22 protein-coding genes are annotated in these 25,525 nt (G+C 53.9%); 7 read left to right on the forward strand and 15 right to left on the reverse strand.

Features of this window, described 5'->3' with window-relative positions:
• Window position 1 precedes the first annotated feature (1 nt).
• Window positions 2-691, forward strand: coding sequence for a GNAT family N-acetyltransferase (locus tag IEY39_RS10300; protein WP_188931134.1), 690 nt, complete (start codon window positions 2-4; stop codon window positions 689-691).
• On the opposite strand, the gene fbp is transcribed toward IEY39_RS10300, so the two are convergent.
• Entirely contained in the window at window positions 648-1,691 is a 1,044-nt protein-coding gene (gene fbp, locus IEY39_RS10305; RefSeq protein WP_188931136.1) for a class 1 fructose-bisphosphatase, read from the reverse strand. The two genes, IEY39_RS10300 and fbp, sit on opposite strands and share 44 nt — an antisense overlap.
• A gap of 144 nt (window positions 1,692-1,835) precedes the next feature.
• On the opposite strand from fbp, the gene IEY39_RS10310 reads away from it, so the two are divergent.
• The gene (locus tag IEY39_RS10310; protein WP_188931137.1) at window positions 1,836-3,098 is read left to right on the forward strand and encodes an aspartate kinase; all 1,263 of its coding nucleotides are present in this window, start codon (window positions 1,836-1,838) and stop codon (window positions 3,096-3,098) included.
• A 28-nt stretch (window positions 3,099-3,126) separates the two neighbouring features.
• On the opposite strand, the gene IEY39_RS10315 is transcribed toward IEY39_RS10310, so the two are convergent.
• Entirely contained in the window at window positions 3,127-4,347 is a 1,221-nt protein-coding gene (locus IEY39_RS10315; protein WP_188931138.1) for a L,D-transpeptidase family protein, read from the reverse strand.
• 177 nt (window positions 4,348-4,524) lie between these two features.
• Window positions 4,525-5,658, reverse strand: coding sequence for a 4-hydroxyphenylpyruvate dioxygenase (hppD, locus tag IEY39_RS10320; RefSeq protein WP_188931139.1), 1,134 nt, complete (start codon window positions 5,656-5,658; stop codon window positions 4,525-4,527).
• Window positions 5,659-6,095: 437 nt separating this feature from the next.
• Here hppD and IEY39_RS10325 point away from each other — a divergent pair, with 437 nt between their 5' ends.
• Together IEY39_RS10325 and purE are read left to right on the forward strand one after the other, a co-directional pair.
• The gene (locus IEY39_RS10325) at window positions 6,096-7,307 is read left to right on the forward strand and encodes a 5-(carboxyamino)imidazole ribonucleotide synthase (RefSeq protein WP_188931140.1); all 1,212 of its coding nucleotides are present in this window, start codon (window positions 6,096-6,098) and stop codon (window positions 7,305-7,307) included.
• A gap of 11 nt (window positions 7,308-7,318) precedes the next feature.
• Window positions 7,319-7,837, forward strand: coding sequence for a 5-(carboxyamino)imidazole ribonucleotide mutase (gene purE, locus IEY39_RS10330; RefSeq protein ID WP_188931141.1), 519 nt, complete (start codon window positions 7,319-7,321; stop codon window positions 7,835-7,837).
• Between the two features lie 59 nt (window positions 7,838-7,896).
• Here the strand turns inward: purE and IEY39_RS10335 are convergent, their stop codons facing one another.
• Window positions 7,897-9,447: a carboxylesterase/lipase family protein gene (locus IEY39_RS10335; RefSeq protein WP_188931144.1), complete on the reverse strand. Its 1,551-nt coding sequence runs from the start codon at window positions 9,445-9,447 to the stop codon at window positions 7,897-7,899.
• 78 nt (window positions 9,448-9,525) lie between these two features.
• Here IEY39_RS10335 and IEY39_RS10340 point away from each other — a divergent pair, with 78 nt between their 5' ends.
• Window positions 9,526-10,323 (forward strand): 3-keto-disaccharide hydrolase, encoded by a 798-nt coding sequence (locus IEY39_RS10340; RefSeq protein WP_229688859.1) that lies wholly within the window; start codon window positions 9,526-9,528, stop codon window positions 10,321-10,323.
• Window positions 10,324-10,393: 70 nt separating this feature from the next.
• On the opposite strand, the gene IEY39_RS10345 is transcribed toward IEY39_RS10340, so the two are convergent.
• Window positions 10,394-12,784, reverse strand: a complete 2,391-nt coding sequence (locus IEY39_RS10345; RefSeq protein ID WP_188931146.1) for an ABC transporter permease — start codon at window positions 12,782-12,784, stop codon at window positions 10,394-10,396.
• A gap of 36 nt (window positions 12,785-12,820) precedes the next feature.
• Complete coding sequence (locus tag IEY39_RS10350; RefSeq protein ID WP_188931148.1) at window positions 12,821-14,656, reverse strand: glycoside hydrolase family 9 protein; 1,836 nt, start codon at window positions 14,654-14,656, stop codon at window positions 12,821-12,823.
• A gap of 148 nt (window positions 14,657-14,804) precedes the next feature.
• Between IEY39_RS10350 and IEY39_RS10355 the strand changes: the two genes are divergently transcribed.
• A complete protein-coding gene (locus tag IEY39_RS10355) occupies window positions 14,805-15,239 on the forward strand; it encodes a CBS domain-containing protein (protein ID WP_188931150.1) in 435 nt (144 codons plus the stop codon).
• Between the two features lie 18 nt (window positions 15,240-15,257).
• On the opposite strand, the gene IEY39_RS10360 is transcribed toward IEY39_RS10355, so the two are convergent.
• A complete protein-coding gene (locus IEY39_RS10360) occupies window positions 15,258-15,659 on the reverse strand; it encodes a response regulator (protein WP_188931152.1) in 402 nt (133 codons plus the stop codon).
• 144 nt (window positions 15,660-15,803) lie between these two features.
• Here IEY39_RS10360 and IEY39_RS10365 point away from each other — a divergent pair, with 144 nt between their 5' ends.
• The gene (locus IEY39_RS10365) at window positions 15,804-16,409 is read left to right on the forward strand and encodes a TetR/AcrR family transcriptional regulator (protein ID WP_188931154.1); all 606 of its coding nucleotides are present in this window, start codon (window positions 15,804-15,806) and stop codon (window positions 16,407-16,409) included.
• On the opposite strand, the gene IEY39_RS10370 is transcribed toward IEY39_RS10365, so the two are convergent.
• The 8 genes from IEY39_RS10370 to IEY39_RS10410 form a co-directional block, all read right to left on the reverse strand.
• A complete protein-coding gene (locus tag IEY39_RS10370) occupies window positions 16,381-17,394 on the reverse strand; it encodes a phosphatase PAP2 family protein (RefSeq protein WP_229688860.1) in 1,014 nt (337 codons plus the stop codon). The two genes, IEY39_RS10365 and IEY39_RS10370, sit on opposite strands and share 29 nt — an antisense overlap.
• A 5-nt stretch (window positions 17,395-17,399) precedes the next feature.
• Complete coding sequence (locus tag IEY39_RS29770) at window positions 17,400-18,842, reverse strand: DUF4833 domain-containing protein (protein ID WP_229688861.1); 1,443 nt, start codon at window positions 18,840-18,842, stop codon at window positions 17,400-17,402.
• Between the two features lie 43 nt (window positions 18,843-18,885).
• On the reverse strand, window positions 18,886-21,378 hold the full coding sequence (locus IEY39_RS10385) for a DUF5686 family protein (protein WP_229688862.1): 2,493 nt from the start codon (window positions 21,376-21,378) through the stop codon (window positions 18,886-18,888).
• A 59-nt stretch (window positions 21,379-21,437) separates the two neighbouring features.
• On the reverse strand, window positions 21,438-21,809 hold the full coding sequence (locus IEY39_RS10390; protein WP_188931158.1) for a GtrA family protein: 372 nt from the start codon (window positions 21,807-21,809) through the stop codon (window positions 21,438-21,440).
• Between the two features lie 2 nt (window positions 21,810-21,811).
• Window positions 21,812-22,279, reverse strand: a complete 468-nt coding sequence (locus IEY39_RS10395) for a phosphatidylglycerophosphatase A family protein (RefSeq protein WP_188931160.1) — start codon at window positions 22,277-22,279, stop codon at window positions 21,812-21,814.
• A complete protein-coding gene (locus IEY39_RS10400) occupies window positions 22,279-23,598 on the reverse strand; it encodes an inositol-3-phosphate synthase (RefSeq protein ID WP_188931162.1) in 1,320 nt (439 codons plus the stop codon). The genes IEY39_RS10395 and IEY39_RS10400 overlap by 1 nt, the downstream gene beginning before the upstream one ends.
• A gap of 290 nt (window positions 23,599-23,888) precedes the next feature.
• Window positions 23,889-24,980: a D-TA family PLP-dependent enzyme gene (locus IEY39_RS10405; RefSeq protein ID WP_188931164.1), complete on the reverse strand. Its 1,092-nt coding sequence runs from the start codon at window positions 24,978-24,980 to the stop codon at window positions 23,889-23,891.
• 4 nt (window positions 24,981-24,984) lie between these two features.
• A complete protein-coding gene (locus IEY39_RS10410; RefSeq protein WP_188931166.1) occupies window positions 24,985-25,455 on the reverse strand; it encodes a RidA family protein in 471 nt (156 codons plus the stop codon).
• Window positions 25,456-25,525: the final 70 nt, after the last annotated feature.

Raw genomic sequence — 25,525 nt, forward strand, 5'->3', positions numbered from 1 at the left:
CGTGGGATCACTATTGGACAACCCCGCATGGTCGGCACTGACCACGGAGCAATCCCCGTTCGCATTGGGAACAGGAGAAGCAAAACGATACCGGCGCAACATCCTGCCCTTTGCGGCCCTCGCTCCGGGCCGCGAAGCATCTGACCTCGATCCGCTGATCACGCAAGGCGAATCCTTCTATCTCATCGGTGATCTGCCCGTATTGCCCACCCACTGGACCCTCGAGGTAGAGCTTCCCTGCGCACAACTCATCGCACCGGAGAATCTGACTATCTCTCCCGCCACACAAGAAGAGATCGTCCTGTTGGGCGAGGCTGACAAGACTGAAATGTTCCAACTGATCACCCGTGTACAACCCGGCTACTATCATCCCGACAGCCGGCAGCTTGGCGAGTACTATGGCATCCGCCAGGAAGGCCGGCTGGTGGCCATGGCGGGCGAACGCATGCGCCTCACCGCCTTTAGCGAATTGAGCGCGGTATGCACACTGCCCGAATATACAGGTCGCGGTTATGCACAGCAGTTGATGGCGCATCTCTGCCGCCGGCAGCGGGCCGCGGGTATCACTCCCTTTCTACATGTGTCGAAGGCCAACAGCAGGGCGCTGCGCTTATACGAACACCTTGGCTTCCGCCACCGAAGGGACATCACTTTCTGGCGGGTGAAAAAGGGCTGGGAACCTCCCCACTGAGGTAAGTCTCCAACTCTTCCATCATCAGGCGGCTGCCGACAAAGAAGGGACTGCGCTGGTGCAGCGTGGTGGGCTGAACGTCGAGGATACGCTGTTTACCGTCCGTAGCCTTTCCGCCGGCTACTTCGGTGATAAAAGCGAAAGGGTTGCATTCATACAACAGCCGGAGCTTGCCGCCCGGCCGGGATGCCGTCCCGGGATACATGAAGATGCCGCCTTTGATCAGGTTGCGGTGTACGTCGGAGACCATACTGCCGATGTAGCGCTGCGTATATGGTCCACCGTTATCCTTGTTCTTTTTCTGGCAGCAGTCGATATACCCCTGTACACGCTCGTCATATTGGAAGAAGTTGCCGTGGTTGACGGAATATATCTTGCCGGACTCGGGGCATTTGATATTCGGATGGCTGAGGGTAAATTCTCCGATAGAGGGATCAAGCGTAAATCCATTGACTCCCCTGCGCGTTGCATACACCATCATCGTGGAAGATCCATATACAATATACCCCGCCGCCACCTGGTTGCGGCCCGGTTGGAGGAAGTCGGCCTTTGTACAGGGTTTGCCTTTCTCGCTGATGCGGCGGTAGACGCCAAAGATGGTGCCGATGGAGACGTTGACGTCGATGTTGCCGCTGCCGTCGAGGGGATCGAAAAGACAAACGTATTTGGAGTTGTTGCTGATCTCGTCATCGAAGATGACGCTGTCATCCAGTTCCTCGCTGCCGATACCGGCGCAGCTGATGCCATGCCGCAGCACTCCCATAAACTGATCGTTCGCATAGACGTCGAGCTTTTTCACGTCTTCGCCCTGAACGTTGACCGTGCCGGCGTCCCCCAGGATATCCACCAGTCCGGCTTTGTTCACCTCTACATTGATGCGTTTGGCGGCAAGGCCGATATCCCGGAGAAGGTTGCTCAATTCGCCGGTGGCGTTGGGAAAGTTGCGCAGTTGCTGGAGGGTGAATTCGTCGAGGGTGAGTACTTTTCTGTTTACGTTCATGATGGCAACGGGTTTATCCCGCAAAAGTAAGGGGGGCGATCGATATTTAGCGCGTTTTAGCAAATTTGAGGGCCGGAATCTACGACAACGATGCCGGAGGTCAGCCGACGAACCCATGGACTGCCAATCCCTTATATTTGCGCAATGAAAATTTTCAAATTCGGCGGGGCCAGCGTCAATAGTGTCGACCGTATCCGGCAGCTGCCGGCCATCCTCCGCCAATACCCTGGTGAAAAAATACTGGTAGTTGTCTCCGCGATGGGCAAGACGACCAATGCCCTGGAGAAAGTGGCGGAGGCCTTTTACGAAGGGCATAAGGAAGAAGCACTGCGGCTCTTTCAGCAGGTGAAGGATAGCCATCTGACGACAGCGAAATACTTGTTAGTACAGAACTATCTGGCGCTGGAAGCGCAGCTGCGGGATTTCTTTACGGAGGCGGAGTGGCTGTTGCACGATAAACCGGTGCGGGATTTTGATTATTATTACGATCAGGTGGTATGCATTGGGGAGTTATTGTCTACTTCCATCGTCAGCGCCTATCTGGCCGAGTCGGGCATCGGCAATCAATGGATCGATGTGCGTGACATTTTCCGGACGGACGCCAATTTCCGTGATGCGGTCATCGACTGGGAAGTGACGGGAAGGAAGGTGAAGGAGGAAGTGTTACCGTTGTTCGGGGAGGATGATCTCATCGTGACCCAGGGATTCATCGGCGCCACCTCGGATAATGAAAGCACAACGCTGGGCCGGGAAGGCAGTGACTATACGGCAGCGGTATTCGCCAACCTGGTGGATGCGGAGGGCCAAACCATCTGGAAGGATGTGGTAGGAGTGATGAATGCCGATCCCAAGCAGTTCCCCGACGCCGTCATCCTGCCCGAACTCAACTATGACGAGGTGATCGAAATGGCCTATTATGGGGCACAGGTGATTCACCCCAAGACGATAAAGCCGTTGCAGAACAAGGGTATCCCGTTGTATGTCAAATGCTTTCTCGACGCTAGCCTGCCTGGCACTGTCATTCATAATAAGTCGGTGCATGGGTTGCCGCCCATCATCGTGCTAAAGCACGACCAGGTGCTGGTACAGCTGCATTCAACTGATTTCTCCTTTGTCGGCGAGACGGGCATGGCGCGGTTGTACGACCTTTTGGGTCAGGTGCGGGTGAAGCCCAATCTTATCCAGAGCGGAGCGGTAAGCATCCAGGTGTGCCTTGACGACCGGCCGGCGCGTATCGAGCGGTTGGCGTTGGCGGCTGCCGATCTTTTTGAAGTACAGGTCGAACGGGGACTTACGCTATTGACGATACGACATTATAATGCAGATGTGTTGCAGCGCCTGACGGCCCATCGGCAGGAAGTGTTGCGTCAGCAGACGTGGGAGACTGTTCAAGTGCTAATGCGCTGATGGCCCCCCGGAGGCAGGAGAGCAGGCCTTAATTCGCCCCAATCATGACAGTCTGTTTGAGGCGGATGGGGACGCGGGCGCCGAGGTGGGCGGCGGGGGCCCATTGGGGCATACCGAGGAAAGCGTCTTCGACCTTGGTGTTGAGATCGTCGTTGCCGCCGCGGATCACCTTTGCATAGACGGGTTTACCGACGGAGTCGATAACATATTCGACCATGATAAAGGCCTTTGTCTGGCCCTGGGTGAGGTCCTTTACTTCTTCTTTACCCAGCCGGTTGAGAAAGTCCTGGAAGGCATCGTTGCCGCCGGGGTAGACGGGCAGGTGGTCAACCGATCGGGCGATCTGGTCGTCCGGGATGGGGTTGATGCGCTGCGGCCGGGTGGCAGCCGGTCTCTTTTTGGCGGCGGCGGCCACGGGCTCTACATCGGCGATCTTTACCTCGGCCTCGTTAGGAGCCACTTCCTCGGTGACATATTCGCCTTTCCCGTTGACCATAACGAAGGGAACCTCGCGGTATTTCTCGAAGTAGAGGAAGGCGTTGCGCATGCTCTTGGCGAAGGGGGTGTATTCGGAGAAGGTTTGTAAGTATTTGTTGAGATAGTCGACGCTGTGGGAGTTGTTGAAGTTCACCGGGAAGATGTGGACGGGGATGAAATCCTCACCCAGGTCTTTGGCATGAGCGGCCAGGATATACAGCTCCTCAATTTGGCCGTCAGTGATAGGGATACAGCCGGTGGTCACGCAGCTGCCATGGATATAGATATCCTTACCTGGCTGAAGGGAATCACTAAGAATCCTATCCGAAGCATTCGGGTAATTAAGTCCCAGCGATAAATGATATTCACTCTTCGGGTTAAACTCATTTATATAATAGAATCCCTCAGGAACCTGATAATCACCGGAATATCGTTTAGGCCCCAGGGTTCCGGCCATGGCGCAAATCTTATACGACTTGAATAACCGGTATTTTTCTTCCTTGGAATTCTTGACCCATACCTCCAGCTGACTATCATACTTGAAGCTGCGGATATAGACGAAGCGGGCGGGCCAGGCGAGGCCTTTTTCCCTGAACTGCTTCATGAGGGTGTCTTCCTTACGGCGAAGCATCTCCCCTACCTTAGGAATCGACCTTTGGTAGTCAATAAAATGAACCTGTGAAGCGGAGTTTTGAGCGGAAAGCTTGCGGGCAGACAGTAAACCTGCGAGAGCCACCAGAACCAGCGCGACAAAGTGATTTTTTACATACATACAATAGGGTAAAAATTGGGTCCGCCACGGTTTTGTCCCGGGTTATGGGATTTTTGTCCTCTGCAAAGCTATCACAATAAACAAAAAACCTGCCATATTTTATAATATGAGCAGGTCTTTATTAACGTTTATATAGGTTTTCGTATTGACAAAAATCCAAATAATCCGGGCAGCCGGCTACAGGTTTCCTCTTGCAGACTGTTCGCGCTCGATGGCTTCGAACAAGGCTTTGAAATTGCCCTTGCCGAAGCTTTTGGCGCCCTTGCGCTGGATGATCTCGAAGAACACAGTAGGCCGGTCTTCCACGGGCTTTGTAAATATCTGTAGCAGATAGCCTTCCTCGTCACGATCGACCAGGATGCCGAGCTGTTTCAGGGGTTCGAGGTCTTCGTCGATGGCGCCGACCCGGCCGGGCAGTTCGTCATAGTAGCTGGTGGGAACCTGCAGGAATTCCACGCCTCTATCCCGCAGTTGAGTGACGGTATCCACGATATCGGCGGTGGCCAGTGCGACATGTTGTACGCCTTCCCCTTTATAGAACTCGAGGTATTCTTCGACCTGGGATTTCTTTTTCCCTTCAGCCGGCTCGTTGATCGGGAATTTTACAAAGCCATTGCCGTTGCTCATCACCTTACTCATGAGGGCGGAGTATTCCGTTGAGATGTCCTTGTCGTCAAAAGAAAGGATGTTGGTGAAGCCCATCACTTTCTCATAGAAGCTGACCCAGGGGTTCATCTGGTTCCAACCGACGTTGCCGACGCAGTGGTCGACATAGAGCAGACCGGTGGAAGCAGGATTGTAGTGGGTACGCCACTCGCGGAACCCCGGCATAAAGGCGCCGCGGTAATTCTTGCGTTCGATAAACAGGTGGACGGTGTCACCATAGGTGTGAATGCCGCTGAGGGTTACATCCCCCCATTTATCGGCGATGGTCGTGGGCTCCATACAACTTTTCCCTCCACGGGATGTTGTCTCACGCCAGGCGCTGGTGGCATCATCGACGCGCAGGGCGATCACTTTTACCCCGTCACCGTGCAAGTTGGTGTGTTCCGCAACGGGATGTCCCGGCCGGAGGGCCGTCGTAAAGACAAAGGTGAGCTTGTTCTGGCGGACGACATAGCTGACCTTATCCTTATTACCGGTTTCCGGGCCGCTATAAGCGATGGACTGGAACCCAAAAGCGGATTTATAATAATGTGCGGCTTGTTTGGCGTTGCCTACATAGAATTCAACATAGTCGGTGCCCTGGAGAGGCAGGAAATCCGATGTTGCAGCCGGCTTGCGGGCGTCTGTAGCGGGTGCAATAGACATGGTAAAACTTATTTTATGATAATTAAGAAATATAGATAAGGTTAGACATCGGTTCAGGAGCAGAGCATGGGGGGCGTGGGTTAGTCAGGGGCGGGTGCGGGTAAGCGCTTCTCTCAGGAAGAAATGATGCAATCGCTTGTCGCCGAAAATTTTATGCGAATAGTCAGGGCGCATGATTATTGCAAGTAAAGTTAGAACTAATTTTGACATTTGTCAACGGGGTTGGATGAAGCCGGAAATTTTGCGGACAAGGAAAGATTCAAAAGGGATTAATTTTCAGGCAAATCCGTGTTTACCATTAGACATCGAACCATCGACGAAGCAAAAAACCGTATTTTTTCGATGGACTGCGAGTGTTTTTACGCTAAGGGGAAGGGTTTTAGGTATTGGGAATTGAGTTTTGTCTATCTTCGACGAAATAATCACAAAAATCACACATGATTAAAGTAGGTATCTTAGGCGGAGGCCAATTGGGAAGGATGTTGTTGCAGGCAGCGGCCAACTACCCTGTCGAGACCTACGTCATGGAGAATGATGAGGATTGCCCGGCAGCCCATCTTTGCCATCATTTTATAAAAGGCGATATCCGCAGTTTCGACGATGTTTACCAATTTGGGAAAGGGTTAGATGCGCTGACGATCGAGATCGAATCGGTGAACGAAGATGCGCTTGAAAAGCTGGAAGTAGAGGGGGTGAAGATCTATCCAAGGCCCTCGGCTTTGCGAACGATAAAGAACAAGATCACCCAAAAGCAATTTTATACGGAGCATAGTATTCCGACGGCGGAATATATCATCACCCAAAACCTTGATGGAGTCAGGAGCAGGCTGGACTTTCTTCCGGCTGTGCACAAAGTCGGGAAGGGTGGTTATGATGGCAAGGGGGTACAGGTGATCCAAACAAAAGAGGATGTGGAGAAGGGTTTCGATCAGCCGGGGGTATTGGAGAAGATGATCGCTGTCGACAAGGAGATCGCACAGATCATCGCCATCAGCGATAAGGGTGAAACGGCGATCTATCCGCCGGTGGACATGGTCTTCGACCAGCGGTTGAATTTGTTGGATTACCAGATAAGCCCGGCAGACTTGCAGCAAGGCATATTATGGAAGGTGGAAGCCATCTCGCTGAGGGCCGTGAAGGAGCTGAAGAGTCCGGGGATCTTCGCCGTTGAGCTGCTGGTGACCAAACAAGGAGAGGTCTATATCAATGAGACCGCACCGCGGGTGCATAATAGCGGGCATCATACGATAGAAGCAAATTACAGTTCACAGTTCGATATGCTCTGGCGGGTGATATTGGGTTATCCGCTCGGCAATACGGAGGCTATCCTGCCTGGCGCCATCGTCAACCTGATAGGTGCGGATGGATGCGAAGGTGAGGTGCATTATGAGGGGCTCGATGAGGTGTTGCAGATGGATAATGTGTTTGTGCATATCTATGGGAAGAAAGAGACAAAGGCCGGCAGGAAAATGGGACATGTTACGATCATCAGCAAGGAGAAGCAAGACCTCGTTTATAAAGCGCACAAGATAAAGCATACGTTGAAGGTGATCAGTAAGGACGCTGCGGCACAGTTAGCGGTGGAGAAAAGGGCGGAAGATGCGCGGGATGCCCGGGATGCCGCGGCAATGACGAGCGGGGGCCATTAACAAAAACGAATATGAGTAAACCTTTGGTAGGAATTATAATGGGCAGCGACAGCGATCTGACGGTGATGAAGGGCGCTGCCGATATTATGGAAGAGCTTAGCATTCCTTTTGAGCTGACAGTGGTGTCGGCGCACCGGACACCATTGCGGATGGTGCAATATGCCACCCGGGCAGCAGAGCGCGGATTAAAGGTGATCATTGCGGGAGCCGGTGGCGCGGCCCATCTGCCGGGAATGATCGCCTCGCTGACAACGCTGCCGGTGATCGGGGTACCGGTGAAGTCCTCCAACTCCATCGACGGATGGGATTCGATATTGTCGATGCTGCAGATGCCCAGCGGTGTGCCGGTGGCTACGGTTGCGCTGAATGGAGCGAAGAATGCGGGTATTCTCGCCGGTTCGATCATTGGCGCTTTTGATCCCGAGGTGAGTTTCCGGGTTTCCGCGTATAAGAAACAGATGGAGCAAGAGGTGCTGGGTAAGGCAGAGAAGCTGAAGGATGCAGGTTGGGGCAATACATTTGACGAATAACCGCCAACCGCGGGCGCTCAGGCCCCGGCCATCCGCCAAGCCGGCTCCGACCGTATATTTTATTCCCTTTTTACACGACTGTCCATGAACAAATAGCGATCCTGATGCACTGCGGGCTGGGCTTTGCTGTCGACGTTGATGTGCATGACGGGGTCGCCTGAAGTATTGGCTGCTGGCCATTCGGGGAGGCCGGGGCCATTGGGGTTGCCCGTTTTTATGAAGCTGGCGAAATAGGCTTGCATGGTAGCCGAGACCTTATAGTCGTCCGGAGTCCACGCATAGACTTTGTTTGTGGGGAGGTTGCCCATGGCATATTCGATCTCGGCGGAGTGGGAGGCGCCTGTTGCCCCGGGGCGCGGCCGCTCGTAGAAATACCGATAGACGGATTTGCCGCCCCCCGTCTTTATCTGTAGATCGGCCCATTTCCAGGTGCTGAAGGCGATGAAGCGATCGGAGGCGAGGGCTGTCGCGACGGCCTGTACCTCGTCGTCGGATGCGGGATGATAGACCTGCAGGACGGAATCGGCGCCTGTGCCATACAATTTCTTTATCGCTTTATCGTAGTTATCGAGGGTGGGTGCATCGTTGCCGATTATTGCCCGATAATTTGACTCTTCGGAATTCCAGCCGACCAGTAAGGGCACATGCGCCTGCATGCCTGCTGCATAAATAGCATAGGGGCCTTGTGGGAAGAAGTAACCATCGATATCAGGCGGGAAGCGGAAGGGGTTTCCTTTTTTTACTGCATCGAGCACTTGTTCTGCGGTCATCGCCCGCAGGTCGGCCAGGGAATTTGCGCCGCAGGCTTTTGCGAACGCCTCACCGTTTTGTTCGGCACGATCGAGGGGGATCGCCGACAACGCTCCGAGAATGGAGCCGCTCTCCCCTATCGCCCCGGCGATAAGGTCTTTCGACAAGGGCGAGGCCATTTGAGCAGAAACGGCAATAGAACCTGCGGACTCGCCGGCAATGGTCACTCTTTTTGGATCGCCGCCAAAGGCCTTTATATTTTGTTGCACCCATTTCAGGGCTGCGGCCTGGTCGAGAAGAGCATAGTTGCCGGAGGCGTGATGCGGGGATTCCCTGGTGAGTTCGGGATGGGCAAAAAAGCCAAAGATGCCAAGGCGATACGTAACGGTGATGGCGACGATGCCTTTTGTCGCCATGCTCTCACCGTCATACCGGTATTCCGAGCCGTCGCCGCCGACAAAGCCACCGCCAAAGAAATAGACCAGCACGGGAAGTAATTTCTTCCCGGCGCCGGCATCGGCAGGCATCCACACATTCAAATAGAGACAATCTTCACTCATTCCTGCTGAACGGAATTGCATGTCGGCAAAGACGGGCAGTTGCATACCCCTGGCGGCGAAATGATCGGCTCTGCGCACGCCTTCCCAGTTGGCGGCGGGTTGGGGCTCCCGCCATCTCAGATTGCCGACGGGCGGAGCGGCAAAGGGGATGCCTTTGAAAGATCGGACGCCGCTGGCTTCTGTGACGCCCTCGAGGATGCCGTTTGCGACCTTGACACGGGGAGCCGGAGATTGAGCCGCGATAGTAAGAAAGGAGGACATAGCCAGCAGGGAGAGGGAAAGCATGACAAGCCGTTGCATGTGAGGGAAGGTTTTATTGTACCTGTAAATTAAAAATTTATCCTAAATTGGCCGTTCATTCTTAACATTATTTGCTTTATGACCCATTTTGCTTCTCCCTCCTTTACAAAAGCGCTCGTCCTTTTGCCGATGAGCCTGCTGGTCGGTAGCACCCTGGTGATGGCACAGTACGACTCTACTGATCACCGTGCCACGGAAGTTTACAGTCCTGTCCCGCCCGTCGTGACTCCTGCTACGACCGTGGGGGCGCCGCCTTCCGATGCCGTTATCCTCTTCGACGGGAAAAATGAAGATGCCTGGGTGCGGGTCTCCGATGGAGCCCCTGCCGACTGGATCGTTGACAAAGGTATCCTCACCGTCAATAAAAAGGCGGGCAATATCCAGACCAAACAGGCTTTTACCAATTATCAGCTGCATCTGGAGTACCGCATTCCCAGCGATATTACGGGAGAAGACCAGGCGAGGGGTAACAGCGGGCTTTTCCTGGCGTCGACAGGTAAAGGCGATGAGGGTTATGAGTTGCAGATATTGGATAACTACAATAACAAGACCTATACGAATGGACAAGTAGGTGCTGTCTATAAGCAGAGCATCCCGCTGGCCAATCCCTGCCGGAAGCCCGGGGAATGGCAGAGTTATGACGTGGTGTGGACAGCGCCGGTCTTCAATGCCGATGGCAGCCTTGCTTCACCAGCGAAAGTGACAGCCTTTCTCAATGGCGTGCTGGTGCAGAACCATTTTGAGCTGAAGGGCCAGACACGCTATATCGGAAAGCCCTATTATAAGGCTCACGGCCCCTCTCCTATCAAGTTGCAGGCGCATGGAGATAAGAGTGAGCCCATCAGTTTCAGAAATATCTGGGTGCGGCCGCTGTAGCCGCTGCTGCTGTAAATAGTTGAAAGGCCCCTGCTTCGGCAGGGGCTTTTTTGTTTTGGCCCGTGGTCCTCTATTCGCTACGTAAAGCCCTCACGGGGTTGGCCAGAGCAGTGCGGATAGACTGGTAGCTGACGGTGAATACGACGATCGTCGCAGTCGCTGCAATGGAGAGCAGGAAGATTCCAGGGCCTATCGGTATCCGGTATTTAAAATCCTGCAGGTAATTGTGCATCACCCACCAAGCGGCCGGTGCGGCTATGACAAAGGCGATGATGACGAGCCGGGTGAATTCGCGGCCAAAGAGCCAGAGGATACCAGGGATGCCTGCACCGAGCACCTTGCGAACCCCGATCTCCTTTGTCTTGCGCACGGCCATAAAAGAGGTGAGACCGTATAACCCTAGACAGCCGATGAAGACCGCGATGGCCGCGAAGCCTTCGATCATCCGCAGAAGGGAGATATCGCTCTCATAAAATTTAGCGATTTTGTCGTCGAGGAAGGTATAGGAATACAGATAGTCAGGGAAGGTTTCGTTCCATATCTTTTCCATGGCAATAAGATCGGTATGGATATGCGCGGGGTCGAGCTTCACCGCACAGGTGGCGTAGTCGCGGGCGCTTGGGAAGATGCAAATGGGGAGGATGTCGGAATGCAGGGAGAAGTTATTGAAATCCCTGACGACACCAACGATGGGGCCGGGTTTTCCTTGAATGCTCATTTGTTTTCCGACGGCCTCGGATGGAGAAGAAAGGTTCAACCTTCTGACCATGGTTTCGTTGACCAGGTATTCGCGATTCGAGTCGGCAGGGAAAAAATTGCGACCGGCCACAAGGTGCAAACCAAAGGTAGACAGATAATCGATATCGGCGGGTTTTTTGCTTACTTCCCAGTGTTCGTCTTCTTTTCGATTGTCAAAATGAATATTTGTCGAGCTGTTGGATTCGGTAGCCGGTGGATTGGCGCAGAAAGAGAGCTTATCGACACCCGCTGTTTCGCGGATACGAGTACGCAGGGTATTGATCTTCACCGCGTCATTGACAGGCACGGGAAGCAGGACAATGGCTTCCTTATTGAAGCCGAGATCCGTGGTCTGTACGTAATGCAACTGACCGGCGACGACGATGACCCCGATGATCAGCATCTGGGAGATGGCGAACTGGGTAACGACGAGGATGCGGCGGAGAGAAAAGCCGCCAACCTGATGCTGCAAGAGGCGGCTTTTTAGCGCCTGCACCGGCTGAAAACGCGACAGGACGAGACCGGGATAGGAGCCCGACAGGAAGATGACGACAAGCAGCAATGCAACACAGAAGCCGATGGCAGCCGGGTCGGTGAGGAAGGTGAGATCGATCGTAGTTTTGAATAGATCGTTGAGGGCGGGAAGGATAGCGCCTGCAAGGGCATAACCGATGACCACGGCGAAGAGGGCGATGAGGGCCGTCTCGGCGATGAACTGCCAGAAGAGCTGGCTGCGCAGGCCACCGAGCACTTTACGGATACCGACCTCGGTGCTGCGGTTCAGGGCCTGGGCGGTAGCAAGATTGATGAAGTTGACACAAGCGGTGATGAGGATGAACAGGCCGATAAAGGACAGGGCCCAGAGATATTTTTTATCCGCTGTTCCGTCGAAGGTGGGGTTGAAGTGAATGTCGGCAAGGGGTTGCAGCCGGAAAATAGTGGTCTGGGCGTCCCTACCCTTCTGGTATTTTTTACCCACGACGGCAAGCCCCCGGTTCACCTGAGCCGCGGTGACGGTTGGCCTAAGCCGCGTGAAGCACATGGCCTGGCTGTAGACGCTTCCCCAGCTGCTGTCACCGGCGAGTTTGGCGCTGCGGTCTTTCAGGTTGTCATAGGAAAGGTATATCTCTTCCCGCCTATCGGTATTGACAGGGATATCCCGCAGGATGCCGGTGATGTGAAAATCGGCGCCGTTATTTATACGGATGGTCTTTCCCATCGCGGTGTTTGCATCACCGAAGTATTTTTTTGCGAGCTTTTCGGTGATGAGGGCCTCACCAGGAGCGTGCAGGACCGTAGCCTTATCCCCTTCAACGAGTGGAAAGTTGAAGATGTCGAAATAGTCGGGTTCTGCATAAGAGATGCCTGGCTGTTCGAGGAATTTTTTTGTGACGCCGGCGTTTTGGAAAGTGACGAGTGCGTCGCCATAATTGATGACACGGGCGGTCTTTTCGGCATAGTCGTAGTCCTTGCGGAAGGCTTTGCCGAGGGGTGTGGGTGTGCCCTGGGAATAGTCGGCGACTTCGTCGTGGAATTCGGTTACGATGCGGTAGATGCGATCTTTGTTTGCGTGGAAGGTGTCGAAGCTGAGATGGTAATGAACCAGAACAAAAATGAGGATGCTGCAGGCGACGCCGAGGGAAAGACCGAGAATGTTGATGGCGGCATAGGCCTTGTGCTTCCGGATGTTGCGCCAGGCGATGGTGATGAAGTTCTTGAGCATAGGAGCGAGGTTTATGTTAAGCGAAGATAATGATTATCACCTGAGGAAATTTGCCTGCAGGGCTTCGATAGCTCCGGCGAGATAGACCAGTGGGGCATTCCAGTTGATGGCGATCTCGTTGGAGGCGAAGGCGCCGCTCTGGTCGGTATAAGCAGTTTCAGGTTCGGTGTAAGCGTACGTTTGATGGTCCTGCCGGCCGGGGTTGGGTCCACCGGCAAGGAGGCCGGGTACGGGCGCGTCGATGCCGTCGGCGACGGAAGGACGGTGATGCGGATGCATGGTAGAATGGCTGCCTAGGCCAGTGACGAAGCATTCGTTGAGGGCATTGCGCCCGAGGATATAGTCGAGATTGGTGAGCGCTGCATCAAGATACTTGCGGTCGTGTTGCTGCAACCACGCGTTGATGAGCAACATGCCCTGGTTGGCAGCCACTGAATTACTTCCCCAGACAAAATCGCTGACTTTCTCGCCCATCACGGTATGAAAAGCGGTGGCAGGCAGTCGGTTCACATATGCATCTGCCATTTGCAGCAATTGTTGTTTTATGCTGTCGAGAGCCGGCTGCAGGGTATTTGGAAGCGTAGCCCGATGATGCAGCAAGGAATAGTCGCCCATCATGGCGACGTTGGACCAGGAAGGCAGGGACAAGGGAGTGTTGAGCTGGCCGCGAACGGCAAGAAGGTACTGGGCGTCGGACGTTGTGACGAGCAGTTCGGCCGCGGCCCAAAACCATTCATCTTCCAGGTGACGGTCACCATAGGCTCCGGTGGTGACAGCAGGCGTAAAGTTCTTATTCATCGCATCCTGGTCATAGAGGACATCGGGGTGTTGGTGCGCCCATTGCCAGGCCGCTATGGCAGCGCGGCGACAGGAGTCGGCCAGGCCGGGCAGTTGACGGCGATACTTTGCAAAAATGCGGGCAGCCTGTGCGGTGACGGCGGCAAAGTCGAGGGTGGCGGCGGTGCTTTTCTGCACTACATAACGCGGAGTTTTTGTGACACCCGGCATGACCATGCTATCGAAAGCTGCGTTTGTGCATTTGTGATAGACGCCGCCATCGGCCGGGTCCTGCATAGTCAGCATCCAGCGCAGGTTATAAATAGACTCGTTGAGGAGATCGGGGAGGCGGGAGGTGGCGTCACGGGAGTCATGGGCGTCGCGGGCGCCTGCGGCGTTGGGCGGCATTGGGAGGGGCGGGATGTTGGAATGAAGGGTATCAAAGTATTCCGGGAAGTCTTCCCATGCATCGAAGAGGGTGCCCATGGTGATGCCGGAGTTGACGATGTATTTGTTGTAATCGCCGGCATCATACCAGCCGCCCGGGCAAGAGATGACAGTGCCGGCAGGCCGCAGCGTCGATGCGGCGGAAGGATGAACAAGCACCACTGTATCGGGGTGACCGGCGGGCCGGCTCCAGAGCCCTGCATAGCCAGGAGTAAGGGTCATGGCCGATCGCTGGTAGTAATAACCTTTTAACGCGGCCGCGGTCAGCTGGGTGAAAACATTCGGGCCGATGGTGAAGGGATAGGAATTAGGGAAGCCCGGGACGATGACCCGATAGACGCCGGGACGATGGAAAGCGCTGAAGTCCGCAAGCCGGGTGATCATCGAAGAATTGGCGGAAGGTGTCGACGGGCCTAGCCGGCCAAAGAACACGGTGTCGACACGCCCTTGCCAGGAAGGGGTATTATTGGCAACCGAGACGATATAAAATACATCTTTCGCGGCGACACCCGTGACAACGGCGTATTTGGGAGCGTCGGGATAGAAGCCCAGTTGATCGAGTACGATGGCGGGCGGCGGGGTCTGGGCCGGGAGCGAAGCGGGTACAAGATTGAGAGCCAGGAGGGTAATGAGAAGGACGGTGCGCATTGAGGATGGTTGAAGCTGCAAATATAGGTGAATGGGCCAGGGACGAGGGTCCCGTAGAATAAAATGTTATGAAACTGGCGAATCTTATGTCTTTTTTTGTTAAATTGAAAAAAACGATAAAAAGATTCCTCACCAAAAATCAGGCTGTATGAAAAAAGTCGCTGATATACTTTCTCACAAGGGAGCCCGCATCACTTCTGTAGGCCCCCAAACTACCGTTCTGGAAGCCCTGCGGATCATGGCCGACCAGAACATCGGATCGGTGCTGGTGCTGGAGGGGAACGAATACCTTGGGATCATGACCGAGAGAGATTATTCCCGGAAGGTGATCCTGAAAGGCAAGTCCTCCACCGACACGCCGGTGTCGGAGATCATGTCAAAGGATTTCCCTGCCGTCAAGCCAAGCGACACGGTGGAATTCTGTATGCAATTAATGTCCGACAAAAACATCCGGTATCTGCCGGTGTTTGAGAAGGATGTGTTATGTGGCATCGTTTCCATCAACGATGTGGTGCGAGAGACCATACTGACCCATGAGGAGACCATAACCCATCTGAAGGACTATTTGCATTCAGGCATCTGACGCGCATAGCCAGACCGGTTAGTTTTTGCTGAAATATTTTTTCAGGAGGTTGCCGAGCTGATCGTGGCTCAGTGGCTTGTTCTCGAAGCCCGAGACTTCGGGGATCGAGCGGGTACGTATTTCATCGTCGGGGTTGAGTGATGTCGTGAGCATGATCAGGACGATGTCGGCCTTCTTTGCAGCCGGCAGGTTACGATATCTTTCCAGAAACTCCCAGCCATCCATGGCCGGCATATTGATATCCAGGAAAATGAGATCGGGCCGGGGATTGGCGTTCCGCAGGTAGTCGAGTGCTTCCTGGCCGCTTTGGGCGACGTGGATCTGGCGTGCACAGCCAGCTTGTTCCAGGGTCAGCTTATTCAGAAAGTTGGTTGGTTCATCGTCATCGATGAGAAGAATGCAGTTAAGTTGAATGCTCATGTTTTACAGGGGTTGAATGGAAGAATGAAGCGGTTGTCTTATCCAGGGTGCAGGGTGAGACAAATGTAAATATTGTCTCGCAGCAATCCAAGATTCACGAGCCATTAACCGAATCGGGGAAGTAAAACGTGTAAATTTGCCATTATGGCTGAAACGCTTCAACGGGATGAGATCATAGTGCGGGAGATCGTCGATACGGCCAGGGTCCTTTTCAAGAAATCGGGGTTCAAGAAAACGACCATGGGCGACATTGCCCGTAGCTTGGGCAAGGCGAAGAGTTCGCTTTACTATTATTATCCGAGCAAGGAGGATATTTTCGAGGCAGTGATCTATGCTGAAATGGACGAATTGCTGGACGAAATCCAACAATCGCTACGCGAAGCCAGCACCAGTAAGGAGAAGCTAAAGGCTTATTGCCGGTGCCGCCTGGAAAAGCTGAGCCAACTGTGTAACCTAAGCGATGCATTGAAGAGTGAAATTGCTGAATTGCATTGCGTTATGGTTGAAATGAAAAGTAAGTTCGACACCACGCATGTAGAGCTGGTAAAAGAGATACTGGCGGAAGGGGTCTCTAACGGCGAATTCAAGAAGATCAACGAAGACAATATCGAACTCATCGCTTACTTGATGGTAAGCAGTTTCCGGGGGCTTGCCGTACCGCTGATGGTAGGGCAGAACCGGAGCCCACAGCTTGACCTGCAGATAGATTCCATAGTAGACATCATGGTCGAGGGGATTGGGAAGCGCTAGCTTCTGGAGTCCCGGCAGAGCGGGGAGTAACAGCCAATATCCATCGCTTTACCATTCGGGTGAACCACCCGATCTTCCTATACATATACTGAAAGAGGCCGATGCCGATGATCCCACAGGTGACGCCTGCGAGGACGTCGAGCACATAATGGTGGCTGGTATAGACGGCTGCGAACCAGATGCCGGTCATGATCACGGCGAAAAGGGCGTTTGCCCATCGCAAGCGATATTTTATCCCATAATACAATACGGTGAGTGGGTAGGCGGCGTGCAAGGACGGCATGGCTGCAAAGACATTCGAACTTTTTGCGTAGAGCCCCGAAAAGACGTGAACATGGAAGTAGTCGTCCCAGCGGCCAAGCCCCGCGGTATTTCCGGGGGTATGGGCGTTGAAGGCAAAACCGTATTGCTGAACATACCAGGGTGGCGCCGCCGGACAGACATAATAAACGATGAAGCCAACGAAGTTGACGATGAGAAAGCTTAGTGCAAATTGGAAAAAGGCTTCCTTGTTCTTATAGAACAGATAGCCGGCGAAGGCCAATGGCAGGGGTATCCAGCAGAGATAGAAACAGCCGGCGAGGATGTCGGGAAAGGTCTGGCGGTGCAGATACCAAAATTCGTTTGGCGTACGGATGGCGCCGTCAGCGCCTTTTATGCCGAAGAGGCTCTTTTCGAGATGGTAGAGGTCTTCAATGTGGACGGTATTGTACCTGTAATTGGGAAAGAGTTTCATGGAATCGAAAAGCACCCAGAATATGATGAAAACGGTGAAACCAAGAATAAAGCGGCGAGTGGGGTCGGACAGAAAGAAGAGGATATTAAATAATCCGACCAGGATGAGTTGATCGGTTTTGAATCCGAGCAACGAAGCAGCAAGAACAAGGTAGAGCACAGAGATGCCAACGGCTGTCAGTGCGGTGCGAAGCGTAAGCGGGGTGCCGGTGAGCGGCCGGGGGCCAGGAGAGTCCATTGTGGTGTCCATGAGCACTAGACATTAAACCGTTGGATGAGTTCTTTGCCGGTTTGTGGATCAGTGCCTTTTAGCTCCAGGTATTTTACATTGGGAGACCAGAAGGTTCCACCGGGGTCGATGCGGATATAGACACGCTTGAGTATCGCCTGCCGGCCGTCGATGGTGGCATAGACGTGGCGTTTATTGTCGACGGGCGATCGCATCAGATACATCGGTATTTTTTTGTAGGAAACGAAACGCAGCTCGTATATGCCATTGCCGAGGTCGCGTTCTTTAAGTCCATAGGCGAAGTGACGCTGGATCCAGTTGAGATCCTGCCGCTGCCCTTGTTCGGTGTAGCGGAGCCACAAGACCCGAACAGGCTCATCCTTGTCGAGGACCCCGTCTTTTTGATTGAGCTCGCAAATGATAGTATTCGTATTGGGCGTACGTTGCAGATAAAACAAGGAGTTGGCGTTGACGGGCGGTACCGGGAAGGTGTCGACCGGGTCGTTGATGACGGCGGGTCTGGGGTGAACGACACCTGCGGTGTTCGGAGTGGCCGATGCGATCGCCGGCGCCGCCGGGACAGATGCCGTGGCCGATGCAGGTTGTGCACTGCCCGGCAAGCCGATGAGTGAAACGATAAGAATAACCACCACCGTTGCGCCGGGAAGTGAAGATTTTTTCTGAGCCGGGATAGCCGTAGTGGCGCCGGTGGGAGTAGCCATGCCATCATGAGGGGCGGCGGCGCTGCCCGCCGCGGGTGCAGCGGCTGCGGCAGCTCTTGCTTCGAGGGCCTTTTTTGCATCCCGTAAACGGCCGATAGCCGTGATGTTGGCAAGAAAGGCCAGGATGGTAAGCGGGATGGTGAAAATCGAAATTGTTTCGAAGATAGGGAAGCGGGCATTGGGCCAGGGTATCTTATAGTCGCCGCCCATCCACCGCGAAGCGATGCCACAGGCGAGGGCGGAGACACCAATGACGATGACACGTTCGGGCCGCTGCATGAGGCCATCCTTACATTCGATGCCGAGACCTTCGGCGCGGGCGCGTGTATAGCTGACCATTATGCTGCCGATGAGCGCAATAAAGGCGAAGAGGCTGCTGATGAAATAGTGATGCGCGACGAGGTAATAGCAAATGCCGAGGAAGAGGATGAGTTCGCTGTAGCGATCGAGCACGGAGTCATAGAGCGCGCCGAAGGTAGAGCTCATGTTGCCGAGCCGGGCCACCTGGCCGTCGAGCATATCGAAGAGTCCGGCAAATAGGATGAGGGCGCCGGCCCAGCCGATATAAGAGAGATCGCCCCGGCGGCCTTCTTCGGCCCCGCTTATGAAGATGATGGCGACGCCGATGTTAAGGATCAGCCCGATAGTGGTGACCATGTTGGGTGTCAGCCCCATCCGGATCAGCAATCTCACCAGGGGATTGATGACCTTATAAATGCCGAGTTGTAGTTTTTTTCGTGTGCTCATAGATCGTGGCTCCTCTTAGTTGCGACACATTTTTCAAATTTACTTAAAAATCGAATTTGGTCCGCGCCCGAATGCCCCATGTGGGGATATCCGGGTGGTTAAGATAGGTAAACCGCTTGATGAAATCCACGCGTATAATTTTGAAGATATTGGCAATGCCAAAGCCTGCTTCCACGTAAGGGGTATTACTAAGGGAGAAGGTCTCGGTCTGGCCGTTGGTGAGGGGATATTTGATCAGTTCGGGGTGGATCACCGGGTTGTTCTCATTGCGGATGCCGCCGAACAGGATCTTGGCCTCGATCACCTCCCGCCATTTCAATTTCTTCATCAGCGGTATCTTATTGAAGAAGAATCCGTTGAAATAGTGGTCGATATTGACCGCTGCATAATGGTCGCTGACAAATTCCAGGAAGTTCATGAGGTTATAAGACTCCATCTGGTAGGCAAAGGTCTGGTTGGCGTGATGAACATCCAGGAGGGGGAAGGGCACTTTGCCGATGATATAGCCGAAGTCGGTGGTGATGTCGGTGTACCCTAAAAAGGATTCGTAGAAGCGTTTGAAGAAATTGAGATCGATGTTTTGGTAATTGTACTGGCCACCGAACAGGTTCTTGAAACCGGCCGTCCACTGCAGCGCGATGATGGGATATTTATTGAAAATGGGTACGCGGTAGAGCTTCCCGATATAGAACTGTTCGTGGGGCGCCCAGCGGATGCCACCCGAGATCTCGCTGGTGGTGATGCTCCGGATAGTGTCGGTGCCATTACCCGCGATATACGATATCGTACCCGCCGGGAACTGTTTCCACCAACGGAATCCAAAGTCATAGGACAGGTGATCGCGCAACTCCCTTACATATTGGATGCGAAAGTTGTTGTTGTAAAGCCACTTGTCATTGTTGCCGCGCTTGAAGGAAAGTAGGAAGTTATCTTCCTGGACGAATTGCAACTGCTGACCGGGGATCTGGGTCTCCCGCTGATAGGATACGCGGACATAGTGCTGCGGGAAGCCATAGATAGATTTATTATTTAGGGAATAAGTCCCACTTAAGAAATACTTCCATTGTTTGTCCTTAAATCCATACGCGGCATAGGCTTCCGTGTAATAGCGCTTACTGAAATGGACGGTGGTCCTCCCGCCGAAGCGAAGCCGGAAGCCTTCGACAGGGTTGAAGCTGTAGAAGGTGCTCGCGGGGCCCAATTCGAACGGACCGGCCTGTTTATACCCTGCAATGAGGAAGGTGCTCCAGTCCATGAGGCGGCGGAAGGATTTCATGCGCCGCAGGCTGTCCACGTTGGCATAGACCTTGGATTCGAAATTCGTCAGCGTATCGACGCGATGGGCCACCCAGAAGGAATCATTCTGGCTTTCAGCGCTGTCGAGTATCTCAGTGGACGGTCCTTTGAAAAGGCTGTCCGGCAGGGGCTTATTAGTGGAAAAATTGACAAAGGAGACCTCGCGTTCGCCATAGAGGCCCGTCCCCTGCTGCGTGATGCCGAAATCCCCCAGCACATCGCTTTTTGTCAACAGGTAGCGGCCGTCGGCCTGCCGGGTAAAGTCCTGGTTGATATTCATCGAGCGGACGAAGTTGAAGTTGATGCTCTTACTCACCAGCAGGCGCAGTTTCTGGATAGCATAGTGGCCATCGAGGGTGATCCACATTGTTCCGCGAAAAAGCAGGTCTTCGGGATTGCGGGGGCGGAAGCTGAGCCGGACGAGCTTCTGGCTGTCCACCATTGTGGTATCGTCGATGAAGTACATGTAAAAGGTGGGCGCCGAAGGGGCAATAGGGCTGAGAAAGAGGTTGGTGAAGACGGAGATATTATTGTCGTAAACATTGAAGTCCTGGTACAGCCGGTTGAGGTAGATGCTGATCCCCTTCATGTCGATGAGTTCGCCATAGTCCACGGCGCGTTTGCCGGTGACGATGGATTTGGTCTTCTCCGGGCTCTTGCGATAATAGTTATCGGAATAGGTCTCTTCGAGGTACACCGGGGAAAGCCTACGACCTTCCAGCTTGGTCGTATCACTGTTCTCGATGAGAAAGTGATATGGCCGGAGGATACCGTTCTTCGAGATCTTGTCATTCACCTTATCGACGGAAACCACCAGCTTCTCATATTTCTGGTAGGTGGCATAGGTGTATGCTTCCATCCGGTTGGAGTCCTTGTGCTCGATCACCTGCCGGATGAGTTCGACCGCGGGGTTGCCCTTGTTGCGGTAGCGCTGCTTTTTGTTGAGGACCAGGGCCTTTTGCAATTGTTTGTATTGCCGGCTGAGGGTAAAGGTAATCTCGTAGCCGGGAACGGAATCAAGGTGCACTGTCTGCGCGTTGTAGCCAACGCTGGTAACGGTGATGGTCACCGCATGTTGGGTGGCGGGTATGCGGAAACGGCCTTCGCTGTTGGAGCGGGCGCCGCCCCGCAGCCCATTTATGGCAATGCTGGCGTTGCCGATGGGCGCCTGTGTTGCAGAGTCTTTGACAATCCCATGTAAGGTAATATCCTGTGCCCGGCTTCGCCAACTGACGGCCATGATCAATAAAAGTAAAATCCATCCTTTTAATCTACATCCAGTCTGTATCATCCTTGCTATTATTTAAAAACAAATCTCTTCTGTAGTACATAGTTATAACAAACGGCTACCGTCACGGCGACGATAACCTTGGCAAGCATCCCTGTGATCCCGGTGTAATGGGTGATCAGCCAAAGGCCGGATACGTTGAGTAGGAAGTTGCCGATCCAGACCAGCACATACCGGTTGAGTTGTGCCGCCCATTTGCCTTCCTGTGCGTTGAATACCCAATTGCGGCTGACCATGAAATGGGTTACACCGCCGCAGATGGTTCCCGTTGCACCACCGGCTACGATGGGTACACCTGCCAGCCTGATCAGCAGGAAGGTTACCAGGAAGTCGACTCCGGTGGCCAAAAGGGACGATATCTGTGCTTTCGTGAACGTAATCATAACTACCATGGCTTGATCAATACGACTATCTGAAGCAGCAGGCTGGAGTATACTCCTGCCAGCATATCGTCCATCATGACGCCCCAGCCGCCGCCCAATCCTTCCATCTTTCGGATGCCTAATGGCTTCGCAATGTCAAAAAATCTAAAAAGCAGAAAGCCTATCACCATATATTGCCAGCGATGGGGTACGAAACAGAGGGTCAGACTCATGCCGGCTATTTCATCTATGACAATCCGGTAGCTGTCTTCCCCCCATTCCCTTTCCATTTTTCCAGCGCTCCAGGCCCCGATGACCAGGATGAAGGCTGTGACCAGCACCTGGAATACTCCATTTCTAAAATGTTCATTTCCACCTGGCCAGGCAAAATACCAGACTATACAACAGAGGGCAGCGGCCAGTGATCCTCCGCCTTTTGGAGTATAGCCTATTCCCAGGCAAGTGGAAATGAGTCTATGGACCAACCCCATCAGGCCGTAATTTCTTCTTCCGCGTAGGTGAGACCTTCCGGATTCACCAACTCTTCACCCATCAGCTTACGGAGGGCATTTTGCAGGACGGTCAATTGCTTGAAGATGTCATGCTCGGGCCGGAAGCCGGGTGCGGTTTGAGGTGATTTAAAATAAAAGGACAGCCATTCCTGTACCCCGCTGAGGCCGGCCCTTTTTGCGAGGTCGCCAAAGAGGGCGAGATCGAGCACGAGGGGAGCGGCCAGGATGGAGTCACGACAGAGAAAATTGATCTTTATCTGCATGGAATAACCGAGCCAGCCGAAGATGTCGATATTATCCCAGCTTTCCTTGTTATCGCGGTGGGGGGGATAGTATTCTATGCGGATTTTATGATAGAGGTCGTTGTAGAGTTCGGGGCTGAGGTCGGGCCTCAGGATGTCTTCGAGGACGCTGAGCTTGGAGACTTCCTTTGTACGGAAGTTGTCCGGCTGGTCGAGGACATACCCGTCCCTGTTGCCGAGGATATTGGTAGAGAACCAGCCTTTTACACCGAGGGCGCGGGCCTGTAGGCCGGGGGCCAGGATGGTCTTCATCAGGGTCTGACCGGTTTTGAAGTCCTTGCCGCCGATGGGTGTCCGGGTCTGGGCGGCCAATTCGACCAAAGCGGGTATATCCACCGTCAGGTTGGGTGCACCATTGAGGAAGGGTACGCCCAATTTGAGGGCAGCATAGGCGTAGATCATGCTGGGGGCAATGCGCGGATCATTCTCTTTCAGGCCTTTTTCGAAGGCGGCAAGGGACTCGTGCACATCGGCCACTTCGGTATATTTTTCCGTGCTGCCACACCAGACCATGACGAGACGATCGCAGCCGCGGGTATCCCGGAAGCTGATGATGTCGTCCATGAGGGCCTTTGCCAGCGCCATTTTTGTAGCCCCCTGTTTGGTATGCGTACCGTCGAGGTTCTGTATGTAGGACTTGTCGAAAACGGCTTTCATGGGTTTAATGGCTTCCAGTTCGCTGCGGAGGGCCAACAGGGTGCCGGGTTCGAGGACCTTGGCACGGCTGGCGGCTTCATATACATTATCTTCATATACATCCCAGCCACCGAAGACGATGTCTTCCAACCTGGCAAGGGGAACGAAATCTTTGATACGGGGGTAGTTGTCACCATTATTCTTACGATCCAGGTGGATGTGGCCCATTTGGGTGATGGAACCGATGGGTTGAGCACTGCCTTTCTTAATGGCTTCCACCCCCGCGATGAGGGTAGTCGCCACGGCACCCATCCCGGGGAGCAGGACGCCTAAACGCCCGGCCGCTTCTTTTACTTCCATGTTGGAGAATGTTTTAAATGGTTGAATTGTGCGCCGGAGATGGTTTATCCCGAAAATTAACCCATCTCCGGTGCACGGTTTAATGATGGGCCTTCGGCCAGCGGACCCTTGGTCCGCTTAGAGAGTTGAGTTGGTTGAATTAACAAAATTAAACAGATTTCGAACAAAATTGTTTTTGGGTCGAAACAAAAACCAAGATAATCAGGGCAAAACCGGGAAAGTAGTTAAAGTCGGCGAACCCGGGGTTTTTTGGGACGAACCGTAGGAATGGCTGGGTGGGTTGCGGGGGGTCAGACGGTGAGGCTACGGTCGCGAGCGATATTTTTCCAGGAGCCGGTGACGTGGCCTGCTTCGACGGTGAACGCACGGTCATAGAGCGCGATAGTCGGGCAGACATGGTAGGGCACCCCATAAAAGACGTCGCCGATGGAATAACCATGGCCAACGCCCGCTTCGACGACGAGATGTTCTTCGCTTTGGCCGACGGGCTTTAGTCCCGGACCGTTGATGAAAAAAACACGGCGGGAGAGTTCGTTCTCGGGGGCGATAGATTTATGGCCGAGGTCGAGACAGAGCCGGGTGTCGCCACGCAGGGATATGATACGGGTGACGACGAGGGCGGCGTGCAGAAAGGGCTGGTCGGGAAAGCTGTCCCCGTAGCCTTTGTCCCAGTAGACAAATGTTCCGGGGCTGCATTGGATGGCGGCTGCGCGACGGGCATGGATGGGAAAGGTGGGTGAGCCGCCGGCGATGACGATGAGGCCAAGCCTTTGATTTAACCTGGTGATCAAATCAAAGGCTTCGTCGCATTTGCGCGTGCGTTCGGCAAGATCGGTGTCGCGGATATGGCCATCATAGGCATGGAGGCCGACAGGGGTGATGCCATCGAGCCGGGCTGCCGTGTTGTAGAGTTGGAGCGCTTCGTCGCCGGGTGCGATGCCGGTGCGATCCATCCCGACATTGATATCCAGATATACCGGTACGTTGATGCCGGCGGCAGCAAAAGTCTGCGCCATGGCGGCGGCGGCAGCGGAGTTGTCGATGAGACAGGAGAAGGCAGTGGCGGGGTATTTTTTTATCAGTGCCGCCAGGCGTTGGGCCTTCGGGCCGATGGGCTGATAAGCGAGCAACACGTCGGGCGCACCTTCCAGGGCCAGCATTTCCGCTTCTGCGATGGTGGCGCATTTGAACCGGGTGATACCGGCGGCCAGCAAAAGACGGGTGAGGTCGGGGTTCTTATACGTCTTGACATGTGGCCGCAGGCGTGAGGGATCACCGACCTTTTCGATGGCGAGGCGGATATTCTCCTTTACCCTGTCGGGGAATACGACCAGCGCGGGAGTATCGAACGATTCGGGATTTGTCAGTTTGTACCAGTCCATTATGCTAATGTAGTTCAAAAACCACTTCGATCTCCACCGGAATATTGCCGGGGAGGGAGCCCATGCCGACGGCACTGCGCACCCCTACCCCATTGTCCGGGCCCCACACTTGCGCAAAGAGTTCACTGCAGCCATTGATGACGTAAGGATGCCGTTCGAAATCAGGTGTACAACCTACCATGCCGAGAGTTTTGATGACGCGTTTTACTTTGTCGAGGCTGCCGAGCTGTCCTTTCACCGTAGCGAGAATAGCGAGGCCTACCTGACGGGCGGCCAGTTTGCCCTGCTCGGCATCGAGGTCTTTACCGACACGGCCGGTGATGAGCGTCTTGTCCTCACGCAGGGGACCATGACCGGATACATATAAATATTTGCCATCGATGAGACAGGGTTTGTATACGCCCATGGGAGCAGGGGCAGGAGGAAGGGTCAGATGTAGGGAGCTAAAATTTTGCTCGGGGCTGTGGTTGCTCATGATTTCGTATTGTCAAGAGTGATGAATCAAAAATGGAGGCGAATGTAGTATATTTAGTGACATTAACGAT

Origin of the sequence: Puia dinghuensis (assembly GCF_014642875.1) — a bacterium.
GTDB lineage: Bacteria > Bacteroidota > Bacteroidia > Chitinophagales > Chitinophagaceae > Puia > Puia dinghuensis.